The sequence below is a fragment of the Mycobacteroides franklinii genome (assembly GCF_002013895.1).
GTDB lineage: Bacteria > Actinomycetota > Actinomycetes > Mycobacteriales > Mycobacteriaceae > Mycobacterium > Mycobacterium franklinii.
On record NZ_MAFQ01000004.1, the window covers coordinates 62,467 to 75,284 of the forward strand.

General features: G+C 63.9%; 14 protein-coding genes. 7 read left to right on the forward strand and 7 right to left on the reverse strand.

The window, feature by feature from the left end; genetic code table 11:
• The first annotated feature begins 68 nt into the window (after positions 1–68).
• The 3 genes from B4393_RS06195 (at position 69) to B4393_RS06205 (ending at position 3,240) form a co-directional block, all read left to right on the forward strand.
• Entirely contained in the window at positions 69–2,105 is a 2,037-nt protein-coding gene (locus B4393_RS06195) for a prolyl oligopeptidase family serine peptidase (protein WP_078333391.1), read from the forward strand.
• Between the two features lie 24 nt (positions 2,106–2,129).
• A complete protein-coding gene (locus B4393_RS06200; protein ID WP_078333392.1) occupies positions 2,130–2,603 on the forward strand; it encodes a PNPOx family protein in 474 nt (157 codons plus the stop codon).
• A gap of 445 nt (positions 2,604–3,048) precedes the next feature.
• Positions 3,049–3,240, forward strand: a complete 192-nt coding sequence (locus B4393_RS06205; protein ID WP_070938269.1) for a hypothetical protein — start codon at positions 3,049–3,051, stop codon at positions 3,238–3,240.
• On the opposite strand, the gene B4393_RS06210 is transcribed toward B4393_RS06205, so the two are convergent.
• Genes B4393_RS06210 through B4393_RS06230 form a run of 5 tightly spaced genes read right to left on the reverse strand, consistent with a single transcriptional unit; the run spans position 3,237 to position 8,340 of the window.
• The gene (locus B4393_RS06210; RefSeq protein ID WP_078333393.1) at positions 3,237–4,073 is read right to left on the reverse strand and encodes a hypothetical protein; all 837 of its coding nucleotides are present in this window, start codon (positions 4,071–4,073) and stop codon (positions 3,237–3,239) included. The genes B4393_RS06205 and B4393_RS06210 overlap by 4 nt on opposite strands.
• A 52-nt stretch (positions 4,074–4,125) precedes the next feature.
• Entirely contained in the window at positions 4,126–4,992 is an 867-nt protein-coding gene (ppk2, locus tag B4393_RS06215) for a polyphosphate kinase 2 (protein ID WP_078333394.1), read from the reverse strand.
• 58 nt (positions 4,993–5,050) lie between these two features.
• A complete protein-coding gene (locus tag B4393_RS06220) occupies positions 5,051–6,580 on the reverse strand; it encodes an aldehyde dehydrogenase family protein (RefSeq protein ID WP_078333395.1) in 1,530 nt (509 codons plus the stop codon).
• Positions 6,581–6,622: 42 nt separating this feature from the next.
• Positions 6,623–7,150, reverse strand: a complete 528-nt coding sequence (locus B4393_RS06225; protein WP_078333396.1) for a mycothiol transferase — start codon at positions 7,148–7,150, stop codon at positions 6,623–6,625.
• Positions 7,147–8,340, reverse strand: a complete 1,194-nt coding sequence (locus B4393_RS06230) for an MFS transporter (protein WP_078333397.1) — start codon at positions 8,338–8,340, stop codon at positions 7,147–7,149. Before B4393_RS06230 ends, B4393_RS06225 begins: the two co-directional genes overlap by 4 nt.
• A gap of 197 nt (positions 8,341–8,537) precedes the next feature.
• On the opposite strand from B4393_RS06230, the gene B4393_RS06235 reads away from it, so the two are divergent.
• The 3 genes from B4393_RS06235 to B4393_RS06245 all read left to right on the forward strand — a co-directional run bounded on the left by B4393_RS06235 (position 8,538) and on the right by B4393_RS06245 (position 11,185).
• Positions 8,538–8,879 (forward strand): ArsR/SmtB family transcription factor, encoded by a 342-nt coding sequence (locus tag B4393_RS06235; RefSeq protein ID WP_078333398.1) that lies wholly within the window; start codon positions 8,538–8,540, stop codon positions 8,877–8,879.
• Between the two features lie 58 nt (positions 8,880–8,937).
• Positions 8,938–9,381 carry an SRPBCC family protein gene (locus tag B4393_RS06240; protein WP_165758489.1) on the forward strand — a complete coding sequence of 148 codons (444 nt, stop codon included), beginning with the start codon at positions 8,938–8,940 and terminating at the stop codon, positions 9,379–9,381.
• Positions 9,382–9,610: 229 nt separating this feature from the next.
• Positions 9,611–11,185, forward strand: coding sequence for a PE-PPE domain-containing protein (locus tag B4393_RS06245; protein ID WP_078333400.1), 1,575 nt, complete (start codon positions 9,611–9,613; stop codon positions 11,183–11,185).
• A gap of 35 nt (positions 11,186–11,220) precedes the next feature.
• Here B4393_RS06245 and B4393_RS06250 read toward each other — a convergent pair whose 3' ends face one another.
• Together B4393_RS06250 and B4393_RS06255 are read right to left on the reverse strand one after the other, a co-directional pair.
• Complete coding sequence (locus B4393_RS06250; RefSeq protein ID WP_078333508.1) at positions 11,221–12,135, reverse strand: YHYH protein; 915 nt, start codon at positions 12,133–12,135, stop codon at positions 11,221–11,223.
• 60 nt (positions 12,136–12,195) lie between these two features.
• Positions 12,196–12,552: a cupin domain-containing protein gene (locus B4393_RS06255; protein ID WP_078333509.1), complete on the reverse strand. Its 357-nt coding sequence runs from the start codon at positions 12,550–12,552 to the stop codon at positions 12,196–12,198.
• A 76-nt stretch (positions 12,553–12,628) separates the two neighbouring features.
• On the opposite strand from B4393_RS06255, the gene B4393_RS27145 reads away from it, so the two are divergent.
• On the forward strand, positions 12,629–12,793 hold the full coding sequence (locus B4393_RS27145) for a hypothetical protein (protein WP_109420746.1): 165 nt from the start codon (positions 12,629–12,631) through the stop codon (positions 12,791–12,793).
• Positions 12,794–12,818 lie beyond the last annotated feature (25 nt).

Below are 12,818 nucleotides of genomic sequence, written 5' to 3' on the forward strand. Positions count from 1 at the left end.
GCTCGGTGTTTTACATACGCCCCCGGGCCATCTTCGACCATACTGCGATCACTGGCACACTGGCTCAAATGACGTCGGCGCGCCGCTCCCCGGACCCATATCTCTGGCTCGAGGATATCGGCGGTGATGAGCCGCTGAACTGGGTGCGCGAGCGTAACGCAACGACCACCAGCGAGTTTTCCGGTGCACGTTTCGACGAGATGCGCGGCGAGGCACTGGCGATCCTCAACACGGACGCGCAAATCCCATATGTGCGTCGCCGGGGCCCGTACCTCTACAACTTCTGGCGCGACGCAAACAACGCCCGCGGCCTTTGGCGGCGAACCACTTTGGACCGCTACCGGCAAAATGATCCCGAGTGGGACGTCATCATCGACGTCGACGCCCTGGCCGCCACCGAGGACGAGAACTGGGTATGGGCCGGGGCTGCCGTATTGCGGCCCGATTTCCGCCGTGCGCTGATCAGTCTGTCGCGTGGCGGGTCGGACGCGGTGGTAGTACGCGAATTCGATCTGCAAACAAGGCAGTTCGTGACCGACGGGTTCGCGTTGCCCGAGGCCAAGACTCACATCGGATGGATCGACGCGGACACTGTCTTCGTGGGCACAGATTTCGGGCCCGGCAGCCTCACAGACTCGGGATATCCCCGCCTGGTCAAGCGCTGGAAACGCGGTCAATCAGTCGACGACGCGGAACTGGTCTTCAGCGGTGAGGCCTCAGACGTGATGGTGGGTGCGAGCTTTGACGACACGCCGGGCTTCGAACGCACCCTGATCAGCCGGTCCACCGACTTCTTCAATTCCGAAGTACACGAGCTGACCACCGACGGCGAGCTGCTGCACATTGACGTCCCCACCGATGCCTCGGTATCGGTGCACCGCGAGTGGTTGCTCATCGAACTCAAGTCGCCGTGGCGGGTCGATGACATCGAGTATTCGGCCGGCACGCTACTGGCGGCCCGATACCGGGATTATGTCGCCGGCAGCCGTGCACTCACCCCGGTGTTCGTTCCCGACGAGCATGCGAGCCTGCACCACTACGCGTGGACCAAGGAGCGACTCACGGTCGCGATCCTGCGCGATGTGGCCACCGAGATCCTGGTGTTCACTCCCGGTGACTGGCACTTCGAACCGCTGACCGGTGTTTCGGACAACGCCACCACACAGATCGTCGCGATCGATGACCTGGGCGACGAGATATTCCTCGACACTTCGGGTTTCACTCAGCCGTCAACGCTGCTGCGCGGTGAAATCGGAGAGGCGGGCGCCACCCGGGCGTCCGTATCTCCCATCAAGTCGGCACCGTCCTTCTTCGACGACGCCTCATTTGACGTGGCCCAATACTTCACGCAGTCCGACGATGGCACGTCGATCCCGTATTTTGTAGTGCGCGCCAAGGGATCTGACGTGGCCGGCCCTACCTTGCTCGGCGGCTACGGCGGCTTCGAGGTCGCAAGGACTCCCGGGTACGACGGCGTGCTGGGCAAGCTGTGGCTCTCCCGGGGTGGCACGTATGTTCTGGCCAACATCCGCGGTGGCGGCGAGTACGGGCCGGTGTGGCACACCCAGGCGATGCGCGAGGGCCGCCATCTGGTGTACGAGGACTTCGCCGCGGTGGCGCGGGATCTGGTGACCCGCGGCATCACCACCGCGGCACAACTGGGTGCCCAGGGCGGCAGTAACGGCGGCCTGCTGATGGGGGTCATGCTCACGGCGTACCCGCAGCTCTTCGGTGCGCTGGTATGCCAGGTGCCGCTGCTGGATATGCGGCGCTATCACCTGCTGCTGGCCGGGGCCTCCTGGGTTGCCGAGTACGGCGACCCGGACAACCCCGATGACTGGGAGTTCATCTCGAAATACTCTCCCTACCAGAATATTTCGTCCGATCGGCGGTACCCGCCGGTTCTGGTGACCACCTCCACCCGCGATGACCGAGTCCATCCCGGGCACGCACGCAAAATGACCGCAGCCCTGCAGGAAGCCGGGCAACCGGTCTGGTACTACGAGAACATCGAAGGTGGCCACGGCGGCGCGGCCAACAACGAACAGTCGGCATTCAAGGCGGCGTTGGCCATCGAGTTCCTGTGGCGCCAGTTGGCACCCTGACCCGAAATCTCAGGGCGATCCCCGATGCCCTCGAGCCTTCCCGCGGCGCAGGATGGCCGTATGAGCCAATCCAACACCGTTCCACCATGGGTCAACAAGATGGTCAGGGGCGTACTCCGCAGCCCGCTACACCCCGTGCTCAGCGGCAACATCGCGCTGTTCACTTTCACCGGCCGCAAGAGCGGCAAGGAATACAACGTCGCCGCCACCTACGTTCGTGACGGCGACGTGCTGACGGTCTTCACCGATAGGGCCTGGGCCAAGAATCTGCGCGATGGCCGGCCGGTGACGGCACTGGTACGCGGCAAGCGCCTCGATGGCACCGCCGAGTTGTCCACCGGGCCGCAGATCGCCGGGCCGCTGGCGCAGCTCCTGCACCAGGTGCCGAGAGATGCCAAGTATCACAACGTACGCCGCAATCCTGACGGCAGCCTGAACCAGGCGGACATCGACCGCGCGGCCGCCAACGAAAGCATGGTGACGGTACGTCTGTCGTGACGCGCATCACGTAACGCAGGCAGCAGTTTCGCACATCACGTCGCCGCAACAGCCAGTCTCGAGTAACGGCACATTCCCTCGCATGCAGTTTGCTCAATGGATCTCCACTCCCGCAAACAGCGATCTATCAGCGGCCGCAAAACCGCAGCTCAAAGGTGCTAACTGTAGCTAGCATTATGCAAAACGTCAGCTATCCCCCCAGTTCAAACACATGCAGTAATCGACAAACACGCTCCTCGACGTCGGGGCCCGTTACCGAAATCGAGACCTAGCCGTTACCGTCACGGGTTGTTGCCGCCGAGTGAGCTCAGCTAGCGTGGTAACTAACTGAATTATTGGCCACGGCAAAGCCGCCTGGCCGGCGAAGGTACTCACCGCCGTTGTAGGCGCACTGATGCGCTTCCGAATGACTGGTAGTTAGAGCCCGAATGCCGTGAGGTGCACGATGACGAAAGACCTATTTGTTGGGTTGAGCGAGAACGGCTGGGACCACGCTCCCTGGGACGCCGAACCCGAGTTCTCGCCCTCCGAACTAGACATCCTGTTGGACCGTCGGTTGTCCGTCAGTGACGCCGCTGAACGCATCGGATGCGTAGAGCACGACGTGCAACGCATCCGCGACGCTCACGCGGCCTAACGACGCAATAGACCGCCCACCAACCCCGACACCACGCCAACCGCGATCACCAGGCCGCCCACGCCCATGGTGAGGCTCAGCCAGTGGTGGGCGTTGTTCACCGCGGCAGTGACCAGGCTGTCGGCCACATCCCGAAGATTTTCGGTAACACGGTTCAACGGGCGGTCCAGGTAGCGTCGGCCAACCTCCAGCCCCGCCCAACCGGCCGCACCCACCAGCAGCGCTGAAATACCCAACCCCGCAAGTCCTTTGGCGCGGCTACGCACCGCAAGCTGAGTCAGTCCGGCTAGGATGAGAGTCAATCCGAAGGATATCCACACGGCAAGGTGGCCGAAGCGCGCCACCGGGACCAAGCGGCCCGGCGTCATGCCGGCCAGGTTGTCGTCCGTGATCGATACCGTCAACGTCTCCGGCGCCTTGATCGAAAGACCTTGCGGCACCAGACTCTTGATCATCGGAGCCACATCGATCTGCCAGCTGCCCTGCGAATCACGCTGCGCAGCGCTCGAGTTCGTAAACAACCATTGGTGCGCCATTCGATTCACGGATGCGAAGTCGGCGCGGAACTGCGGCCCACTGGTGTATGACGCGGTCAACTCGGCCACCTGAGTCTCGTTGACGCGCGACCCCTGCTTCTTGCCCAACGACACGATCTGAGTGGTCAGCTCCTCGGCGATCGCATGCTGAACCCTCGGATCGGCCGCGGCCGGCGCCGTCAACGCCACATAGCCGTTCTCATCGACAAGCCGGGACTGTGTCCAGGCACCCGCAATGGTCACGGCCAGCGCGGCGGTGGTGAGCAGCCACAACAGGACCGCGAACAGGAATCGCATCAACCCCAGATTAGTCCGGCAGGTGGGAGCGAAGCGACTTTGAGATGGAGATCTAGTCCGTGAGCGCGCGCCCCAGGATCAGCGGATCGGCCGGACCGACGACCTCGAGGTCCTTGTCGTCGTAGTCGAACTTGCCCAGCACATGGCGCATCGCGTTGACGCGGGCCCGCTTCTTGTCGTTGCTCTTCACCACGATCCACGGCGCGTGATCGGTGTCCGTGAGCGAGAACATCTCTTCCTTGGCCTCGGTGTAGGCATCCCACTTGTCCAAGGAGGCCAGGTCCATCGGCGAGAGCTTCCACTGGCGCACCGGGTCCACCTGGCGGATCGCGAATCGCGTGCGCTGTTCGGCGGCCGACACCGAGAACCACAGCTTGGTCAGGCTGATGCCGTCATTGACCAGCATCTGCTCGAAAAGCGGTGCCTGGTGGATGAATTCGGAATGCTGCTCATCTGAACAGAACCCCATGACCCGCTCGACACCGGCGCGGTTGTACCAGGACCGGTCGAAGAACACCATCTCCCCCGCGGCCGGCAGATGCGGAACGTATCGCTGGAAGTACCACTGGGTGCGCTCCCGCTCGTTCGGCTTCTCCAACGCGACGACGCGGGCACCGCGTGGGTTCAGGTGCTCCATGAACCGCTTGATGGTGCCGCCCTTACCTGCGGCGTCGCGCCCCTCGAAGAGGATGACGTGCCGGGCACCGGTGCGCTTGCTCCAATTCTGCAGCTTGAGCAACTCGATCTGCAGCAGCCGCTTCTCCAGTTCATACTGCTGACGGCTCATCCGCTCGTCGTACGGATAGTTCTCCCGCCAGGTGTCCACCGCGACACCATCGGGCGCGATAAGCACCGGATCGTCGTCATCATCGTCATCGACGGTGTAGCCCTGCGCGGCGGCGGTAATGGTCTCGGTCACCAGCGGAAAATATCCCCGGCAATCGTCGCCGGGATGGACGTCGAGTAAACGGACGGTGTCAGCGACGGAAGGGGCGCAGGGCCTTGTTCGAGAGCTTGGTGAGGCTCTTGAGCGCAACCGGTGCCAGCCAGCTCGGCCCGCTGTACCACAGCGGCTCGCTCGGCAGCGTCACTCGGGTATCGACGATGGCCTCGGTGCGGCAGTACTTGCGCAGGCCGTCGGCGCCGCCGAAGCGCGATCCAAGCCCAGACCCCTTCCAACCGCCGTGCGGCGCGGTCAGGCAGGACAGGTTCATGATCACGTCGTTGATGTTGACGGTGCCGCAATCAAGTTGCAACGCAACGCGTTCAGCACGCTTGCGGTCCTTGGACCAGACACTGGCGGAGAGCCCGTATTCGCTGTCGTTCGCCAGCGCGATGACTTCGGACTCCTCGGAGTACCGCATGATCGGCAGCGTGGGGCCGAAGGTCTCTTCCCGCATGCACTCCATGGAATGGTCGACGTCGACGAGCACGGTAGGTGCGTAGAAACTACCGTGCCCAGGGATTCGCGCACCGCCGGTCAGTGCCCGTGCGCCAGCGGAAACCGCTTGGCGCACATGCCTGTCGACGACTTCGAGCTGGTTCTCGTCGATCATCGCGCCGACGCTGTGGTCCAGGCCCGCGCCGATCTCCAGACCACGCACCTCATCGACCACCAGATCGACGAACTGCTCATAGATCGAGTCATGCACGTATACCCGCTCGACGGATACGCAAGTCTGGCCCGCATTGAACATGCTGCCCCAGACCGCGGCGTGCGCGGCACGCTTGACGTCGGCATCCGGCAGCACCAGCATCGGGTCCTTGCCGCCGAGTTCCAGGCTGACCGGGGTGAGCCGGCGCGCGGCCCGTTCCATGATCTTCTTGCCGGTGGCAGTGGATCCGGTGAACTGGATGAAGTCGACGGTGTCGACGAGCGCCTCGCCCACTTCGCGGGCCCCGTGCACCACCTCGAAGACCGGGGGGCCGCCGATCTCTGCCCAGCCTTTGGCAATGAGCTCATCGGACAGCGGGGTGCGCTCCGAAGGCTTGAGTAACACCGAGCAGCCCGCCAGCAGCGCCGGGACCACATCCCAATAGCCCAGCGCCACAGGGTAATTCCAGGGCGAGATGACACCCACCACTTTGCGGGGCCGCTGATGCACGGTGATCTTCTTGGTGTTCATGGCGATCGAGGAGGCGGGCCGCGATTCCGGGGCCAGGAACTCGGCAGCCTTCGGCGCGTAGTACGCGATGATCGCGAGAATCGAGGGGATCTCGATGCCGCCGTCGATCTTGGATTTGCCGGTCTCGGCGATCAGCTGCGCCTCGATGCGCGGGGTGTTGTCGATCAACCACTGAGCGAATCGGGCCAGTACCTGGCCGCGCCCCTCGGGGCCGAGTCGCTCCCAAGACGGCTGCGCCTTCGCCAGTTGCGCGACGATTCCGGGGATATCCGCCGGATCGGTCCAGTTCACCGCGCCGATTACCTGCCCGTTCGCGGGATTGCGCACGTCATGGGCGGTATCGCGGGGGCTACTGACGAAGTTTTCAGACGTCGTTGTCATTAGTCGAGTCTAGGCACGAGGTGACCCGCGTGGCCATCCCCACTAGTTGGTTGGAATTATCCCGCGCAGGTAGGCGGCCTGGCCCAGATGCTGCGCACAGTCGTCGACAATGCTGACCAACCGGACGCTCGCGGTAACCGGCGGATCCCAGTGCCTATCGACGACGCGTGCGAGTTCGGAATCCGTCAGGGTGTCCACGTATCGCAGCGTCATGTCGTGCACGTCGTGGTAGTAGCCGCTCAGCTGATCCACCGTGGCCACGACCTTGGCGATGTCCTCGGGCGTGTGCCCGTATCCGTTGGAATCGGCAGGCAGATCGAGACCGAATCGCGGCTCCCAGCCGCGGGCCGTCCACACCGGCTCGGCGCCGGTCATGGCGCAGATCTGCACGTCTTGGCATCGTGCCGAATGCCAAATCAGCCAGGCAATACTGTTCGCGTCCGATGTGGGGCGGTACGTCAACGCCGAATCAGTCAGACCGTCGGTTACCTCACCGACGTGCTCGATGATCCGAGTAAAGCTGTCACGCAACAGCTCCCGCGCCGCGGCCGCCGCTTCGAAATCCGTCATGGGTTGACGGTACGCCGGGGCCTGGGCACCGGGTTGTCCGTTGGTTTGGACATCGCGAGGGCACCAGCACCGCAGGCACAGAAGAGAACGGCCAACACGGGCAACACCATGGCGGTGTTCAGTGAAAACGCGTCGGCCAGCCATCCGATGAGCGCCGGCCCACCCAGCACCGCGATGTACCCGGTTCCGACCACTCGAGACAGCACCCGGCCCTCATGGTGTTCGTCGATATTGCCCGCCACGGTGAAGACCTGCGGCACACCACCGGCAAGCCCGAGGCCCACGGCCGCCCAACCCGCCATCGTCAAAGGCAATGCCGGCGAGAGGATGACGACGAGCAGCCCGACTGCCGCGAGCGCGCAACCCCAGCGCACCACCAGCACACGTCCAGCGCGTTCTACGAGTTTGTCGACGGTGAACCGACCGACCGTCATCGCGAGCATGAACACCCCGAAAGCGAAGGCGCCCTGGGAATGAGAGGCGCCCAGGTGTTCCTGGGCGTGCAGGCTGCTCCAGTCGGTCGCCGATCCCTCGGAGAGCATGAGCAAGAAGGCAAGGAAGCCCAGTACCAGGACCTGCCCGCGCCGATACTTCATCGGAGGACACATCGTGTAGGGCACCGTGTCAGGAGCTTCCACTTCGCCTGCCCGCAACTTGTTCCGGAGCAGCACGGTGGCCGAGCAGGTAAGCAACGCCAGACACAGGACGGTGACACCGACAACCGTCGCCCAGACCTGGACGTGCAGCGCGAAGGCGGCCGATCCGATGGCCGCCCCCACCACGTTGCCCACGGAGAAGACTCCGTGGAACGAGGCCATGATCGGGCGGCCGTAGAAGCGTTCGACATCGACAGCTGCCGCATTCATGGCGACGTCGGTGACACCGACCGCCACACCGCACAGAAACGCGCCGATGGCAGCCACGGCTACCGAGTGGGCCGACAAGGGAATGTTGACTCCGAGTGCCATGGCGGCGCCCCCGGCGACTGCGATGGGTCCGCTGCCGAATCGATCGACAAGGAGCCCGCTGAGCTGCATGCCCGCCAGCGCGCCGAGGCCCAGCCCCAACACCACGAAGCCGAGGATGGTCGACGACATGCCGGTGGCCTGCTTCATGGTCGACAGGTGCACAGCCCAGGTCGCCACCACGAGCCCGAACGACGCGAATACGCCGATAACGGCAACCCGCATACGCAGCGGTTTCGTCAAGAAATAGTCCTCACCTCGGCGTTGTGCCAGCGATCGTGAGGCCCACCACGACCTTGGCGAGCAGCACTCACCGGTACCTCTTCACCACAGTACTGACCGCGACTCCCCAGGGCCGCAGCGCCACTTCAGGGCAGCAAATATCACTTGACATTCATATGATTAAGTAGTGATATGAAGGCATGGACGCCTTCGCGGTGATCGCCGATCCGACCCGGCGCCGGATCATCGACACCCTTCGCGATGGGTCGGCCGACGTCACGACGTTGATCGAACGGCTGGACCTCTCCCAGTCGCTGGTCTCCAAGCACCTCGGCGTCCTGCGCGACGCTGGCACTGTTCGGGTGGAGGTCGCCGGCAAGCGCCGGGTCTATCACCTGGCCGACGATCCCCTGCCCGCCGTGCTGGCTTGGGTGACGCCATATCACCGCACGTGGTCCAACGCCCTCGACCGCCTGACATCCCTCATCGATAGCGACTCCGATGTTCACGACAACAAGAAAAAAGAGGACAACCGTGACTAATCCCCTGGCCGCCACCCTCACGCCGTGCGACGACCACGAGGGCCGATGGGTTCTCACCATGTCTCGCGATCTGAACCATCCGCCGGAGAAGGTGTGGCCGTGGCTCGTCGACCCCGACAAGCTGCGCCAGTGGTCACCCGCCATCCCCGACCGCCCGCTGGATTCGATGGGAGCGGCACACGTTCAGGAGACCTCTGCCGACCCGATACTCGACGGCGAGGTGCTCGCCGTCGATCCACCGCGCGAGCTGATCCATCGGTGGGGCCCCGACGACACCCTGCGCTGGCGAATCGAACCCACCGAAAATGGATGCCGATTGACCCTGGAGCATTCAATGGCCGATCGCGGCAACGCTTCCGGAAATGCAGGCGGTTGGCACATCTGCCTGGACACTCTCACGCTGGCCGTCGACGGGACTCCCCGAGGCCGGGTCGTCGGTGTGGATGCGATGAGGCACGACTGGCAAAGCCTCAATGATGGGTACGCCGCAACCCTCGGCTGAGCACTCACAGAATTTGCGGAGCGGATCCACACCGACCCCAGCTCCGGCAACTGACGCGGTCACGATCCTGCGCCTAAATCCGCAGATCATGCACACTATAAACGTAGTGGGCAATGTGCCACATTCGCCTTTTCGGCACCTTTGAGGTATAGCGCTATCGATTTGCCCAAATTACTCTCAGGCAACAGCACTCGGCAACGACGCCGAGCGCTGGCACGGGAGGGTCGCGATGGCTGCACAGCATTCGGTCTCGGGGAAACGTCAGCCATTTCGGCGATACGTCGCGACCACCGCAGCGGTGGCGGCGACATGTACCGTCCTGGCGCCGGTGGCGATGGAGTCAGGGACCATCGCCTCCACGCTCGCCTCGTACGTCATCGGGGTCGGCGGAAACAACGACGGCGCAAGTGCCAACATCCCTCATAAGCTCGGCGGGGCATACAGCGTCGACTACCACCCGGTCTCGTATCCGGGTGCCATCTGGCCGGTCAGCGGCCTCACCGCACCCACATTCAAAACCTCTGTGACGCAGGGCCACACCAACCTCAACAACGAAATCGCCACAGCAGGCAATCAGCCGATCACCATCGTCGGCTACTCCCTGGGGGCCGTCGTGGTGAGCAGATCGCATAGCGATCTGCAGAAGCAGTATCCCCATGGCAATCCCGACATTCAGTTTGTGCTGATGGGCAGTGCAAACACACCGAACGGCGGCATCTTCGCCCGATTCCCGTGGTTGAAGATTCCTTTCGCCGATATCGAATCCAATGGCGCCTGGGAACCCGACCAATTCAAGACGACGGTGATCAACACCGAGTACGACACCTACGGAGACTTCCCCGCCTATTTCAATCCGCTCGCGCTCGCCAATTCCATTGCGGCGATTCGGTATGCGCATCCCGATGTGTACTACGACAGCATCGACCCCGCAACGCTCGATGACCCCAACAACCCCAACGTGATCAAGTCGGTGAAGGGCAACACCACCTACTACCTGGTCCGGGCCGAACACCTACCGCTGCTGCAGCCGCTGCGCGACCTCACCAATCCCGTCGGCGCATCCTTCGTGCTGGATGCCATCGAGCCCACCCTGCGGGTGTTCATCGATATGGCCTACGACCGCGACACCAGCCCGGGAACCACCAAACCATTCAGCCTCTTCACCCCGCCGAAGAACATCGTCGACGCCGTCAACAAGCTGCCCGGCGCCATCGAGGAGGGCGCACACAACTTCGAGAACGGATTGTCGGGCGGGACCCCCAAACAGCCGGCACCCACCGAAAAACCCGCTAATCCCCCTGCCCCTCAAACGGATACCCCGAAGTCTGCGCCCCCGGCGGCTCAGGCGCCCGCACCCGAGGCACCCAAACCACCGGTTCTCACCCTCACCACCGCCGAGCCGTCCACGCCCCCGGCACCGGCCAAGGCCCCCGATCTCACCGCGATCGCCGTCGGCTCCCACGTCAGTGCCCCGGCGCGACTGTCCGAGGAAAAGCCCGACACCAAATCTGAGGTGAAGCCGGAAACGAAGCCCGATGAAAAGCCTGCACCGGCAACGACCTCGAACACTACGAAGCCGACGCTGCGCCTACCGAAACTGCCTGTCTCACAGCCCGGTACGACACCGAAGAGTCCCAAGCTCCCGTCACTCAAGGACCGCCTCAAGTCCATTCCGGGCCTCGGCGAGAAGAAAGATTCCACCGCAAGCACGTCGAGCAAGACATCAGAGTCCACGAGTTCGCCGGACCACAGCAGCGAAAAGAGCTCGAATCACACCTCCGAAAAGGGCCACAGCGCCGCGTAATCCGGCTCCGTCGCCGAGTGCTTGATCGACGGCGGTCAGCGGCCCGCGGGCGGTTCCGGCGGCTGCGCCCTGCCCTGCACAGTGGTGGGCCGACCCCGAAAGCAGTTCACCGAATACGGGTAGTCCCGTGTCAGCACGTAGTGATACGTCTCGACGTCCCGGCCGTCCAGGCCCACACTGCTCGTGATCCCGTGGCATTCATCGAGATCCCTTGTGGTGAGGATGTTTCCGTCACCTATCCGCGCGCCCGTGATAGGAAACCCGTCGAGCGCGTAGCCCACGACCTCAGCGACACTCGCCGTGGCCAGACACGGGCTGGGCGTGTGGTAGTGGTAACTGCCCGTCACCTCCGGGTGCCCGGAGCAGTCATCCTGCACCTCCCATGCCCCCGCATCACGGCCCCCGGCATCCAGTGCGCTGAACAACACGACTCCCGAGAGCATCACCCCCACCTCGTGGCCGATGCACTGCGGAACGCCATAGGTGGGCTCGGAGGCCAGCACATAGGTCAGCTCCTGTGCGCTGATCGCGTTCGGGTTGCGGTCGTATTGGTAGGCGGTGTCATCGGTCGCGATCGGGAACCGTCCAGTGGTGTGGTTCCGGGGCAGATCGTTGGTCGTGACAACCCGAACGCTCTCGGACTTCGTCTCGGAGAACACGCCGTGGTGCCGCACGTGTCCCTGGACGTGCGGCTTCCGGTCGGGGTAGTACCAGCGGCCGTCCTCGGCAAACCATGGACCGCGGACCCCCGCGCCCATCGCGGCACCCGCCGCGAAACTCTCCGCATAGCGCGGGCACGCGTACACATATCCCCCGCGCGGACCGTCGGTGACGACCTTTCCGTCCCCGACCGGCAGCCTGCCGTCGGCGAACAGGTCGCCGTAGTCATGGGTGATATCGAGCGTCAGGTGCCTCGCATCATTCGGCGGTGGCTCGGAACAGGCCCCCATGACCGCGACACAAATCAGCCAGATCACAACCCGCGCGTACCGCACGGGACAAGTCAAACATCACCCCTGCGGATAGAAGAGGAAAAGCACGCAGCCCTGGTCTGACTGGGGAATGTGCCAGGATTGCGCGGGGGCGTGCAGGAAAGTGCCCGCCGGGTAGTCGTTGACCCCGTCGTTGAGCACCCCGGAGACGACGTACACCTCTTCCGGCCCGGGCCGGTGATGATCCTCCCCCGCCCATACCGCTCCCGGCGCGATGGTGGTGATCAGCGCTTTCGCTCCGTTATCGCCCTGCCACAGCGGCTGGATCGTCACGCCGGGGAAGAGCTCGATCGGGTCGACGTCGGCGGCCGATTTCCACGCGTATCCCGGAGCATCGGGACCGAACTGAGCGGGGTCACCCTGGGTGCTCGTCACCACCTGAGCAACCCGATCTGACGGTCTGCACATTCCTCGTGTGGGCCCCGGACGGCGTGTCGACTAGACTGGGTGAATGCCAGCCAAGACCGACCCAGCCGCGATCGACGACATCGAGCCGCTGGCGGACGAGACTGCCCACCAGGCTCAGCGCGTGGTTGCCGCCTACGCGAACGACGCCGACGAATGCCGCATGCTTCTCGCGATGCTCGGTATCGGGCCAACCAAGGTCGACGCGTAACTACCTACGTTTCCCTTCTGAGAAA

Coding starts and splice junctions, on each gene's coding strand:
- B4393_RS06195 (WP_078333391.1), top strand. CDS start 69: ATGACGTCGGCGCGCCGCTCCCCGGACCCATATCTCTGGCTCGAGGAT.
- B4393_RS06200 (WP_078333392.1), top strand. CDS start 2,130: ATGCCCTCGAGCCTTCCCGCGGCGCAGGATGGCCGTATGAGCCAATCC.
- B4393_RS06205 (WP_070938269.1), top strand. CDS start 3,049: ATGACGAAAGACCTATTTGTTGGGTTGAGCGAGAACGGCTGGGACCAC.
- B4393_RS06210 (WP_078333393.1), bottom strand. CDS start 4,073: ATGCGATTCCTGTTCGCGGTCCTGTTGTGGCTGCTCACCACCGCCGCG.
- B4393_RS06220 (WP_078333395.1), bottom strand. CDS start 6,580: ATGACAACGACGTCTGAAAACTTCGTCAGTAGCCCCCGCGATACCGCC.
- B4393_RS06225 (WP_078333396.1), bottom strand. CDS start 7,150: ATGACGGATTTCGAAGCGGCGGCCGCGGCGCGGGAGCTGTTGCGTGAC.
- B4393_RS06230 (WP_078333397.1), bottom strand. CDS start 8,340: ATGCGGGTTGCCGTTATCGGCGTATTCGCGTCGTTCGGGCTCGTGGTG.
- B4393_RS06235 (WP_078333398.1), top strand. CDS start 8,538: ATGGACGCCTTCGCGGTGATCGCCGATCCGACCCGGCGCCGGATCATC.
- B4393_RS06240 (WP_165758489.1), top strand. CDS start 8,938: ATGTCTCGCGATCTGAACCATCCGCCGGAGAAGGTGTGGCCGTGGCTC.
- B4393_RS06245 (WP_078333400.1), top strand. CDS start 9,611: ATGGCTGCACAGCATTCGGTCTCGGGGAAACGTCAGCCATTTCGGCGA.
- B4393_RS06250 (WP_078333508.1), bottom strand. CDS start 12,135: ATGGGGGCCTGTTCCGAGCCACCGCCGAATGATGCGAGGCACCTGACG.
- B4393_RS27145 (WP_109420746.1), top strand. CDS start 12,629: ATGCCAGCCAAGACCGACCCAGCCGCGATCGACGACATCGAGCCGCTG.